Annotated in this window: 10 protein-coding genes and 1 tRNA gene; 9 read left to right on the plus strand and 2 right to left on the minus strand. The window is 37.7% G+C overall.

The features are described from left to right. Nucleotides 1-46: 46 nt before the first annotated feature. Nucleotides 47-961, minus strand: a complete 915-nt coding sequence (locus F933_RS03350) for a LysR family transcriptional regulator (RefSeq protein WP_005058498.1) — start codon at nt 959-961, stop codon at nt 47-49. A gap of 437 nt (nt 962-1,398) precedes the next feature. On the opposite strand from F933_RS03350, the gene F933_RS03355 reads away from it, so the two are divergent. From F933_RS03355 to F933_RS03375, 5 genes are all read left to right on the plus strand, one after another. Further along, entirely contained in the window at nt 1,399-2,022 is a 624-nt protein-coding gene (locus F933_RS03355; protein WP_045505159.1) for a paraquat-inducible protein A, read from the plus strand. After that, entirely contained in the window at nt 2,019-2,780 is a 762-nt protein-coding gene (locus F933_RS03360) for a paraquat-inducible protein A (protein ID WP_005058501.1), read from the plus strand. The genes F933_RS03355 and F933_RS03360 overlap by 4 nt, the downstream gene beginning before the upstream one ends. A gap of 32 nt (nt 2,781-2,812) precedes the next feature. Continuing rightward, nucleotides 2,813-4,477, plus strand: coding sequence for a PqiB family protein (locus tag F933_RS03365; RefSeq protein WP_420805075.1), 1,665 nt, complete (start codon nt 2,813-2,815; stop codon nt 4,475-4,477). After that, nucleotides 4,467-5,186 (plus strand): PqiC family protein, encoded by a 720-nt coding sequence (locus tag F933_RS03370; protein WP_005058504.1) that lies wholly within the window; start codon nt 4,467-4,469, stop codon nt 5,184-5,186. Before F933_RS03365 ends, F933_RS03370 begins: the two co-directional genes overlap by 11 nt. A 359-nt stretch (nt 5,187-5,545) precedes the next feature. Further along, nucleotides 5,546-5,622, plus strand: a tRNA-Ile gene (locus tag F933_RS03375). A gap of 99 nt (nt 5,623-5,721) precedes the next feature. Here the strand turns inward: F933_RS03375 and F933_RS03380 are convergent. Next, complete coding sequence (locus F933_RS03380) at nt 5,722-6,252, minus strand: hypothetical protein (RefSeq protein ID WP_005058506.1); 531 nt, start codon at nt 6,250-6,252, stop codon at nt 5,722-5,724. A 316-nt stretch (nt 6,253-6,568) separates the two neighbouring features. On the opposite strand from F933_RS03380, the gene F933_RS03385 reads away from it, so the two are divergent. The 4 genes from F933_RS03385 to F933_RS03400 all read left to right on the plus strand — a co-directional run bounded on the left by F933_RS03385 (nt 6,569) and on the right by F933_RS03400 (nt 12,443). Then, nucleotides 6,569-7,090 (plus strand): sigma-70 family RNA polymerase sigma factor, encoded by a 522-nt coding sequence (locus tag F933_RS03385; protein ID WP_005058508.1) that lies wholly within the window; start codon nt 6,569-6,571, stop codon nt 7,088-7,090. Then, on the plus strand, nt 7,091-8,098 hold the full coding sequence (locus F933_RS03390) for a FecR family protein (protein WP_005058509.1): 1,008 nt from the start codon (nt 7,091-7,093) through the stop codon (nt 8,096-8,098). It abuts the gene before it with no gap. Between the two features lie 205 nt (nt 8,099-8,303). Beyond that, on the plus strand, nt 8,304-11,465 hold the full coding sequence (gene hphR / locus F933_RS03395; RefSeq protein WP_005058511.1) for a hemophilin receptor HphR: 3,162 nt from the start codon (nt 8,304-8,306) through the stop codon (nt 11,463-11,465). Nucleotides 11,466-11,651: 186 nt separating this feature from the next. Then, complete coding sequence (locus tag F933_RS03400; RefSeq protein WP_005058513.1) at nt 11,652-12,443, plus strand: Slam-dependent surface lipoprotein; 792 nt, start codon at nt 11,652-11,654, stop codon at nt 12,441-12,443. Nucleotides 12,444-12,525 lie beyond the last annotated feature (82 nt).

Below are 12,525 nucleotides of genomic sequence, written 5' to 3' on the forward strand. Positions count from 1 at the left end.
TGAAGACTAAAAAGGGTAGTTAATTAAATATTAACTACCCAAATAATTATAAATATTGTCGCGCAAACATCCGACATTCAGCGATTAATGCCAATAGGTTTGGATCCCTTTCTTTACTCTTTAGAAAAACGAGTCCAATTTCCTGTTTGATTTGATAAGGTGCTTGTAATGGAATAAGTTTGACCGAACTTTCATAAATTGTAGAGATACGGCCAGGTAGTAAAGCCATGCCTACACCTGTACTGACCATACTGACCAAGGTGAAAATATCACTTACCTGTAAGAAAACTTTTGGATCAATACCTGCTTTTTCAAACACAATATCGCTGTCATGACGTGTTGCAAAACCTTTAGAAAGTGTTAAAAAAGTTTCGTCTTTCAAGGTACTTAAATCGATTTCCTCTAAAGTTGATAGCGCTGAGTTTTTGTTGACAGCAAGATATATATTGTCCTCAAACATCGCTAAGCTTTCAAAATCAGGATCAGATGTTGTTTGATTTAATGCAACGATAATTGCATCTAACTCGGTTGTTTTTAACTTTTTGACTAGGTCTAGGTTTGAGCTGAGTAGCAATTGAATATCTAATTCACCTCGTCGTAATTTTAGACGACTAATCACATTCGGAATGGTGTTTACAGTCAGCGAGTATAAAGAACCTAAATGTAAAACTTTGGCTGCAAATCCAGCCGCTTCTCTCGTTTTATTAACCGTTGTGACGATGTCTTGCACGATTTTTTGAGCATGCTCTTGTAGTACATAAGCGCTTTTTAATGGAATTAAGTTGCGACCTTCATTTTTAAATAATGGACAGCGCAGACTATTTTCTAGGGAATGCAATGCCTTGTGAACACTGACATTACTGATTTGCATTTCTGTCGCAGTTTTTGAAAGGCTGCCACAGCGCATGAAAGCTAGAAAAATTTGAATTTTTCTTAAGGTTAGGTCTTCATCAATTTCCATATCAATCATGCTCGTAGCGAATTAACTTTACTTTAAATTGACATTTATATTAGGTCTAAAAGCGCTGTTATGTTCATGATATAGACTAAAATCTTTGAATTAATTTAATAGCGCGTAAGTTCTAGTAATGGTTGCATACTTTTAAAAAGCTTTAATTGTGAAAAATAGCCTAAGCATAAATTCAGGATGATGATATTTATCCGCATAACAATTCTGTGCTTATGTTTTTAATTTCTGAGTTGCTCATAAACATATAGTTATATAAATTGTGTGAGTATTGTTCAAGTTTCAAATTGATCAGTTAAGATGGTCTAAACCAATGCGATTAATAATGCTTAAAACTTCCAACTAAGTTTATAACGAAACGGTAGAAATCCTACGTGAGTCAACTGACATCTGAGCAACGATCTGAGCTTTTAAAAAATAAAGATCTTCATATTTTTGGAGAGGATTTATCTCAGTTGGAATTAGTGGGTTGCGAGGAATGCGACACGATCTATCGTAGAGTTGATTTAGCCGCTGGAGAGCGGGCGTATTGCGAGTGTTGTGGTGCAGAACTTTATAGACAACCCAAATCGTTTACTTCACTGTTAGCTTTGGTAATAACTGCTTTTATTATTTTTGTTATTGCTAATAGCTTTCCTATAGTAAAAGTTGAGCTACAAGGGAATTTTTCCCAGACGACATTGCTTGGTGCAGCATGGACAATGTTTCAGATTGATCGAGCTTTTGTGGGTATTTTAATTTTAATAACCACATTTATCGTTCCCTTAATTGATTTGATGCTTTTAATGTATGTACTCACTTCAATCGGAATTTTTAAAACCAGACCTAAATTTTTAAGATTGACATTAAGAGTGCTGTTCTTATTTCGAGTATGGGGAATGGTTGAGGTTTTTCTTATCGGTGTATTGGTCACTCTTGTAAAGTTAGTAGGGATGGTTATTGTCATTCCAGGAATTGCACTTTGGGCATTTGGCATATTAAGTATATTGCTGGTCTATATATCTTCAATAAAAATTAAAGATATTTGGGACGAAATTGATAGGTGTTTATCATGAAAAATCAGCATGTAAGCGCCAACAAATATAATGATGAATCGGTTGGAAATATTAAACTCTACCCAAGAGCGAAAGATTTTTCACTCTTACAATGTCATTGTTGTGGTCTTTTAAATCCGCAACAAAATGTGGATGGTGATGATCAATATTGTTCACGTTGTCATACTGCATTACATCTTCGCAAACCTTATAGTTTAGATCGAACTTTAGCATTAGTAATCGCTGCGAGTATTTTATATATTCCAGCAAATGTATTACCGATGACAATGACGGATTCATTGCTTGGTCGTCAGCAAGATACAATTATGAGTGGTGTGATCTATTTCTGGAAAAGTGGTGACTATTTGGTATCTGCCGTAATTTTTATGGCGAGTATCTTTATTCCTATGTTAAAACTACTGATCTTGTGCTTCCTATTAATTGCAGTACGTATACAATCATTTTCACGATGGAGTTTTTCTCCTGAACAATGCACATTGCTATATCGTGTTGTCGAATTTATAGGTCGATGGTCGATGATCGATGTATTTGTAGTGGCTTTATTAACTGCGCTCATTCAGATTCAATCGCTTGCGACAATTTTAGCTGGACCAGGTGCTGTTGCATTTGGAGCAGTTGTTGTTCTCACTATGTTTGCATCTTTGAGTTTTGATCCGCGAATTATTTGGGACAATTATTACGCAAATGAAACTCGTGATCGCCAGCAATCTATAGAGAAAACTTCGACAGTAATGCACATGGAAAACTCCATTGAATAAACAAATTTTTAACTTTGACCAAGAAAAGAATCATAAGTATGTCTGAGAATACGCCGAATAACGAACAGTCTGTCTTAAGTTCTTCAGAGTCAAATTTGAAAGAGCAAGGATTACCTGAACCTCAGAAAAAGAAAGATCGTTGGAGACCAGCACTAATTTGGTTGATTCCATTTATTGCATTATTAATTGGTCTTTCACTTGCAATAAAAGCTGTTTTGGATACAGGTCCTACGATAGATGTATCATTTAGAACGGCTGAAGGTTTGGTCGCTGGTAAAACAACAGTTCGTTATAAGCAGGTGGATATTGGACTAGTTCGACAGATTGATTTATCTGAAGATCGTTCGCATGTGATTGCTAAAATTGAACTAAGAAAAGATGCCAGTAATTTTGCAGCTAAAGATTCTCGGTTTTGGGTGGTACGACCAAGAGTGGGAGTAGGTGGTATATCTGGTATTGATACTTTACTGTCAGGTGCATATATTGAAGTTGATGGTGGTAAATCGCCTGAAAAAAAAGAAAATTTTTCTGGGCTTGAAGTTCCTCCCGTGATTTCATCCGACGTACCCGGCAAAGTCTTCTTTTTAAAAGCACGTGATTTAGGTTCTCTTGATATCGGTGCGCCGATTTATTATCGCCGTATTAATGTTGGTCAGATTACAGCATATAAATTAGCTCAAGATGGTAAAAGCGTAGAGCTGCAAACATTTGTACAAGCACCCTATGATAAGTTCGTGACAACAGATGCGCGGTTTTGGCAAGCGAGTGGTGTCGATGTGACTTTGAATGCATCTGGATTTAATTTAGACACTCAATCACTTGCAAGTATTGTCGCGGGTGGTATTGCTTTTGGTTATCCTGAAACATCTAGCGCTGCTTCGGCTGAAAATAACAGTCGCTTTAACTTGTGGGATTCACGAACTGAAGCGATGAAAGAGCCAGATGGTAAAGCACATCAAATTTTAATGTACTTTAATCATTCATTACGTGGTTTAGCTGTTGGTGCACCGATTGATTTTATGGGTATAGAAATTGGCAGTGTTAAATCAATTAATGTTGAATTTGCCCCAAGCTATTCACAACTTCGTATGCGTGTTGACGCTGTAATTTATCCTTCACGTCTTGCAAATGGTAAAGAGTTAGATCCAGATGGTGAAATATTTAAACATTTCATTCAAAAAGGCTGGCGTGCACAAATGCGAACAGGGAATTTACTTACAGGGCAAAACTATATCGCTTTTGATATGTTCCCTAAAGCCAAATCAGCAACTTTAATAATTCGTGCTGATGGCAAAGCAGAAGTACCAACTACGCCAACTGAATTAAGTGGATTACAAGCGCAAGTTTCTCAAATTGCAGATAAAGTGAGTAAGTTCCCATTGGTTGAGATTGGTCAGGATGTTCGTAAAACATTGAATAATATGAATACGACCATTGAATCTACAGATAAATTAGTAAAACAGTTAGATGGTAAAGTTGCTCCTGGCTTACAAGCTGCTTTAGACGATGTGCGCAAAACCATGCAATCTACTGAAACAATTTTATCGAGTGATGCACCAATGCAGCAGGATGTGCGTCGAGCACTTCAACAAATGACACGAGCTGCCGCCTCATTACAACTTATGGCAGATTATATTGAACAACATCCTGAATCACTGATTCGTGGAAAAAGACCAGAGGCTGACAATGATAAGTAAAAGCATTAAAAAATCATTTTTCAATGAGAAAGTGATTGTCGATAGTGGTCTAGTTTTAATGACGATAATGTTGAGTGCCTGCTCTAGTTCGACTACACCCAACTACTATACATTGGCGCCTAAAGTGACGCCAATAGTGAGTTCTAATGTTCGTGTGATTGAAGTATTGCCTGTAGGTCTACCTGATCGTTTAAATAGAGCACCTTTGGTAGTTCAAAATAATAATGGACAGTCCAAAGTGTTAGATAATGAACGTTGGACTTCGACATTAAGCGCTGAATTACGAGATGGTTTATCGGCTGGGTTACAGCAAAAATTAGGTGCTGTCGATAGATATAGTAGTGGCATGACAGGTGGTAAAGTGTCATATCGTATTGCAACAGATTTTTCACGTTTTGATATAATCTATAATCATGCTAGTGACAAATATAATCGAGCCGTTGAGATCTCGGTTGCATGGATAATTAAACGAGAAGACCCTTTTAAAGTTTTATCAGAAAAAACCAACCCAAACACGACTAATACGATTCATCAGTTCAGTTGCAGAATGTCATTCACCCAACCTGTTTTAAATGATCTTAATAAAACTCAAGATGTTGTAAATGCTTCAACTATCGGGTTGAGTCGTGTTATTGATGCAGTTGCTGCTTCTGTAAATATGGTGGATGAAAAAAGAATAATGACGATAAATGGTGTGACTTGTTCGTAATATTAATTGGAGTTCAAAGTTTTGCTTATAACAGCAGGTTTAATTTGAAATTGAATGGATTCATTTTCTATAAATGTGATCAGTATGTTTAAATAGAAGGCATTTAAACATACTGATTTACTTCGCTCATGCTTTTTAGAAATGTCATAATAGTCTCAATTCTTTGAATGACATATCCTTAAGCGAATACTCTACAATTATCACTGTCGGTTTCTAAAATTGTAATTCAATTGTTTAATTTAATAGCAAATATCCGTTTTTTTCATTTCTTCTCATTAAAAAAACTTGTATTCCTATTTAAAATTCGCTACCATCCTTTCGGTGTTAAAACTTGCAAATACAAGAGTTTACACTATAAAGGGCCTATAGCTCAGTTGGTTAGAGCAGCGGACTCATAATCCGTTGGTCCCGTGTTCAAGTCACGGTGGGCCCACCATATAAAACAACCACTTAGGTGTACTAATCCTAAGTGGTTTTTTAATATTTGAATTACGAATAAATTTTAATTGTTTACTTAATGCTCGGTATTGAGTGCTTAATTGATTAAATAAATCACATCAAAGTTAACATCAATCGACATGAAGATAAGTTCGGAATTTAAATGTGTATTCACAACTTCTGAGATTTGACTTACTTCATTTTTTTCATAAGCTTTTAATTCTCTGATTAAAATATCACAAGCTGTATTAAACTCGTTAATATTCCAATCTTTATTAAATAAAAATTTAATCGAAGTATTCTCATTTACTTCATACATGAACGTATGATGAAGAGAGAAGCCCTTGTCATCGATGATTTTACGACTTTGGAAAAGAGTAGGTTCGTTCTGATTGGCTTTTATCAATAATAGAGAGTTAACGATTTGATGAGTTAATTCACTATCAAGACTAATAAAGAAACCAAAAGAAAACATTGTAATCACGGCAGCATCCATCCACACAGATACTTTGTTTTTAGTCGGTTCTAATTTTAGGTCAATTAGTTCAGGTTTCGAGTGAAAATTCGCCATTTGTGTAAATAGCGAGTATTCATTTTCATTTTTGAATTTTATTGATGAATGTGGCATGGAACTTACCTGTTCTTACACTATATAACAATACTACTACAAATAAATTTTATCATATATTAAATTTTTATTAATTTTAATTCTTTATTTTTATGAATTTAGATGATTTCAATTGTGAATCCATTTGAAAAAAACGGTAAAATTTAGTTTAAAAGTCTATTAAATTGAAAATATTAAAGTTTTAAATTAAAGATGTGTAAAAATTTGAAATGTATAGGTAATGAAGACAAATTATTCAGATAGGAAACTAATTCTTGACTTTATTAAATGATAATTATTATCATTTGTGAAGTATTTTGTTTTGAGTCAAGTGATTGTGAACAAAACCCCTATGCTTGTAGATCAGTTATACAGAAACCATAGAGGCTGGCTTCATCAATGGTTGAGACAAAAAATAGGCAACACTGAGCAAGCCGCAGATTTGGTGCAGGACACCTTTATTAAATTACTGCAAACACGTGATGAGCTGTTGGGGATTAAAGAACCTCGTGCTTATCTAACTTCTATTGCAAAAAACTTACTCATTGACCAAGTCCGTCGCAAACGTATTGAACAGGCTTATTTAGATGGCTTGAGCCAGATGGAATACATGCTGGATGCGGTTGCTTCACCAGAAGATCAAATGCAAATCATTCAGGCTCTTGACCAACTTTGTAAAGCCTTGGAAGATGTTTCTGCAAAAGCACAACAAGCATATATCTTGCATTATCTAGAAGGCTATACCCATAAAGAAATTGCAGAGAAACTGGGCGTTTCGACCAAGATGATTCAAAAATATCTGGCAAGCTGTCTAATACGCTGTTATCAAACCCGACTAGATATGGATGTGAGCATTTAAATGGCTATCGATAAACAAGATCACAATCAATTGGTCGAGGAAGCGGCATTATGGATTGTGCAGTTAAGTTCAGATGATGAGCCGACACGAAAAAATGCACAATTAAAGTTTAATCAATGGAAGCAACATAGCCAACAACATCAAAAAGTAGCGGCTGATATCGAGCAATGTATTCGCTCAATCCAAAAAGTATCTCAAACAGCACAGCATAAAAAAGTGGTCAAGTCAGCACTCAAAGCAGGTTTGGGTTCTGCAAAAGCATATAAACATGTTCGTGCGGGGAGTGCATTTGTCATTGCATTCGTTATCATCAGCGGTAGTTCTCTGTATGTATCTGATACTTCTATTGCCTATCTAAGCGCTGATGTTCGCAGCGATTCGGCACAGTGGACAACACAAACCTTACAAGATGGTTCTCGCTTAATTCTGCGGGGGAAAAGTGCAGTCAATATTGATTTTCAGGCAAAGCAAAGAGTGGTTGAATTGGTTCAAGGGCAAATCTATGTTGATGTTGCCAAAGATCCGAATCGACCGTTTTTAGTTAAAACCAAACATGGGCAGATTCAAGCACTTGGAACAGCTTTTAGCGTGGCTTTTAGGCCTTCAGCGACAGAGTTAAAAATGTTGCATTCGCGAGTCCGTGTACAGTCTACAGCGCATGGTTATGCAACTCAGCAGGTAATAGTCAATGCAGGGCAAGCCGTCAGTATGAATCAAAATGGCGTGCAATCATTACCCGCACTGAATATTTATAATGAACAACAAAAATGGAATAAACATCAATTGATGGTAGAGGATTTACCGCTTGACCAAGTATTAAAAGAATTAGATCAAAATTATAAAGGCAAAATCGTGTTTAATGCCGAAGCACTGCGAGATATCCAAGTGAATGCCGTGTTGCCATTAGATCAGACACAAGATGCACTTAAATTATTAGCAACTGTATTTCCCAACTTAAAGGTATATCAAGTTACACCATATCTCATTTTTATTTCATTAAAAAAATAAAAAAATCTGTATTTTCATAGCCCAAATGAATGCGTTTTAAAAAAATTTTTAATTTTTTTTCAAATTGAGGTTCCACTTTTTTCAAAGCTATTCGTCATAGTAAGTAGAAGCAATAAATTTGGGATCATTTTATCTTAATAGATTTAATGATTCTTATTTACATTTACTGGGGCGGGCAAAAATGAAGAAAGTCGGAGATGGTCAAATGCGAAGTCGGAATTTATTTCGACTTTCAACACTCGCATTTGCTGTACATTCAGCGTGTATTGCGAGTTTAGCTTTACCCATGCAACATGCTTATGCGGAAACCGTTGCGGCAAAATCTTATAATATCCCAGCGGGAACCTTAGCCAATGTCTTGAATCAATTTGCTGAACAATCTGGTACCGCTATTGCAATTGATGCCCAGCAATTAAAAGGGCAATACAGTTCGGGTTTAAAAGGAAACTATGCAATAGAACAAGGCTTTCAACATATTTTAGCATCTTCAACATTTTATGCAGTCAAGGTGGGACAAGGTTACACGCTGGCGAAAAAAACCACTCAAAATGCCAATACTGCGTCAGTTGCTGCAACTGCGGTTGTGAACAAGACAGCGTCTGTACCAACTCAGGATGATGAAGTTTCAGTTCGTTTGACCCCACTTATTGTTTATGGGCAAGAAGATCGAGATATACAGGGGAGCAACAGGGTTTACGATGCCAATCGATCTTCAGTCTATGCAGGAAAAGATTATATTGAGCGCTTTAAAGGCACTAATCCAGCCGATGTTTTACAAGGTATGGTCGGTGTTTATAGCGGTGATGCCCGAAATAGTGGGGCATTGGACCCGAGTGTTCGTGGCGTACAGGGTGTAGGTCGTGTTCCATTGACTATCGATGGCACTGAGCAGTCGATTGCAGTATGGCGCGGCTATAATGGCGTGAATAACCGAAATTATATCGATCCGAATCTGATTGCTGGCATTGAAGTTATTAAAGGCCCATCGTTAGAACGAAATACCACAACTTCAGTCGGTGGTGGTGTAGTGGTTAAGACCTTGGAAGCGGATGATATCGTTCGCCCAGGTAAAACATTCGGTGCGGAGTTAAAAGTAGAAGGTTCAACCAACTCTATTGACCCATCGTTACCTGATATGAGCAAGGTCGGCAAGAATTATAATGATACGACTCCTTGGAATGATGTGGATGGTAAAAAGTATGATCCCGACATTTACAAAAAGAATCGAACTAAAAATGATAATTCCAACTTCTCGGGGGATGACCTAGCAGGCCGACTTGCGTTGGCAATGAAGCAGGATAAATTTGATTTATTGGCAGTTTATGCGGTTCGTGAACGTGGCAACTATTTTTCGGGTACGCATGGGTCGGGCTACTATAAACGAGCAGAACCAAGTAATAGTCTCGATTTTATTCCTTATTTTGCTCATTCCTATAAGCCAGGTGCTGAGGTTCCGAATACTTCGAGTCAAATGGAGTCTTGGTTATTCAAAGCTAACTATCGACCAACGGATGACCAAGCCCTAAAATTGACCTATCGAGACACCAAAAATAGATTTGGTGAAATCATGCCTTCACGGATTGAATGGGGGCTAACACCTGAAATTGGTGTACCACAGTGGCCTCTCAGTGACATTCGTTCCAAAGCTTATAGCTTGGAGTATAAGTTTAAACCCGAAACGAATCAGTGGGTCGACTTCTATGCCAATATTTGGCAAACCGATACAGAAAGCCAAACCTATACACGCGGTGGTTGGCCAACGACGATTGATTTTCGGGACAATCGCATTATCAATACGGCAATTAGCCATTCTGACAACCGACGTCAGGGCATTAATATCAGCAATAAAGCCCTATTAACAGACAAACTCAATTTAACCTTGGGCGGAAGCTTCTTAAAAGAAAAACTGACTTCTGATGATGTCTATGGTGAATACGGTCCAATGTATAGTCTATTTCAGGCTTTACCGCGTGCAGGCCGACGTGAAGAAAAAACCTTTGACTTTAATTTTAACTATCGTCCTGCCTCTTGGCTTAGTTTTGATGCGGGTATGCGCTATCGCTCATACTGGGCCTTTGATGATTTCTTAAATAAATCCTTGAGAGATGGGGTCGATCCTGCATTAAACCCATTATTTACCAAGAAAAGTAAACTCAAAGAATATAGCTTTGAATATGTAACGATGCCTGAAAGTTACAATGCTCAGCAGCAACGTCTGCTGGATCGGTTCTCACAACGTTATGCCGCCAAAAATCCAGACTGGGATGGTAAGTTAGAAAGTGTTCCTGCATCTGAAACGACTTTGTATAACCTCATTTGGATACAGAAAAATACACTCACTTGGAAAGCAGATGAAAATGGTCATTTGGCTTTGGCTGATAATGTAATAGATCGACTGAATGCCTTAGGTCAAAAATATGTAATTACTGGCAATGGCAATCTTAGCCCTGCGGTGATTGAGCAGGTTCCAATTGAGTCTGTTCAGAAAGTAAGAGACAGTGGTTGGGCACCTCAGCTCGGTGCATCTATTCATTTAACTGATAATAATAGGCTCTATGTACGTTATGCAGAAGAGTATCGCTTACCCAGCTTATTTGAAAGTACGGTCGGTTTCTCTGCGATGATACCATATCAAGCGATTAAACCTGAACACGCTTTTAATTATGAAGTGGGTTATGTCTATGACATGCGTGACTGGTTAAGCTCAGCACGAAATGCCGATATTAAACTGGCATATTACTATAACAAAACCAAAAATGTGATTGAGCGAAATCAAAATCTGCTTTTCACCAATATGGATGAGCAAAAACTTTCTGGTCTAGAACTGCAAAGCCGGTTTGATAATGGTGCTTTCTTTAGCGATTTAAGTTTGGCTTATAACCTCAAAAATGAAGTTTGTGACACTAATAGTGCCATCGATAAAATGATTATCAGTGGGACTGTACAAACAGATCAGGGAATTCAATTTCGTGATGCATACCAACGTTGCGTCGATGATGGTTTTCCCAATGGTTATCTTGTCACCATGTCGACACCAGAACTCAGTGCACATGCCTTGTTAGGCGCACGTTTTCTAGATGAAAGATTGGAACTGGGTGCCCGAGCAACCTTCTACAAAGGCTATGAAAGTCCGCTACGTAAAAATAACGATGCGGGTATCAATAAAGGCTATTACCTCAACGTACCACTGGCTTGGGATGATACTTGGATTTTTGATGCTTATGCACGCTACCAAGTCGATACCTATAACACGGTTGAATTTGTTGGAAATAACCTTTCAAACCAGTTCTATATCGATCCTCTCACTCGGAGTGCAATGGCTGCACCAGGCCGCACGCTAAAAGTCAGCTGGACAACTAAGTTTTAACACAGAATTTAATTTCCTCTTTTAAAAAGTGGGAATTAGATGGATGTAAATAATAAATTTGAATGATTATTATTTACAAAATCAAGAGCAGTAATAGATCCAACTGTTCATACAACTAAATAGATAACGACATCGTTATCTTTATTGAAACAATAACTTAGCTTTAGAAAAATGGAGTAACAATAAATGAAAATCTCTCAACTGTTCATCGGTCTTGTTGCATGTTCTGCTGTATTTGCTCATGCAGGTATTGAAGGTGCTTCGAGTAACGAAGCAAATATCAAAGTCGGTGCGGCAGCAAGTGCTAGTCATCCGGGTGGTGCGGCTGCAGTTTCTGTGCAGGCGGCAGGTGCACCATATAACGCTTTTACTGGCTTTAGTTCACTCAAAGGTTTAGCGCAAGCATTTTCTGCGCAAGGCACAAGTAATACGAATGTCACTGTAGGTGCCAAGACATTTAATATCTCCCATATTCCAGTATCGGCAATGCCGCCTTCACACAGTGCTTTAGGTAATTTTAATTTTGGTCAAGTCGGCACACAAGAAGTTTATTTTGGTGAATGGTGGAAAGCGGGTGATACACCTGCAAGCGCAAGCCATACGGTTTATTACGCGGGTGACAATACCAATACCACAGTACCCACTGCTGGGATTGCGACGTATACCGTTGCAGGGATTAACGGATCAGCAAGCAATCTGTTGAGTGGTAGTTTCACTGCAAACTTTGGTGCAGGTACTTTGGAAGGTTCATTAGCTGGAACAGGTACAACCGTTTCAAACGTAACGCTTGATGGTGTGACCTTTAATCCAGGTTCAGCTGCGTTTAGCGGATTTGCAGTAGCAAATGGTACGGCTGGCTTAAATGACTCAGGTATTGTTCAAGGACATTTCTTTGGTGCAAATGCGGCTGCTTTAGCGGGTATCGCAAAATTTGACAATGTTTCTTATAACACTGCATTTGGCGGTGCGAAGAACTAATTATAGCGAAAGGAATCTACAACTGTAGATTCCTTTTTCTTGTTTAAGACTTGATGATTTTATTTTGTGTTTTACGGTTTTT

The sequence above is a fragment of the Acinetobacter beijerinckii CIP 110307 genome, assembly GCF_000369005.1.
GTDB classification, from domain to species: domain Bacteria; phylum Pseudomonadota; class Gammaproteobacteria; order Pseudomonadales; family Moraxellaceae; genus Acinetobacter; species Acinetobacter beijerinckii.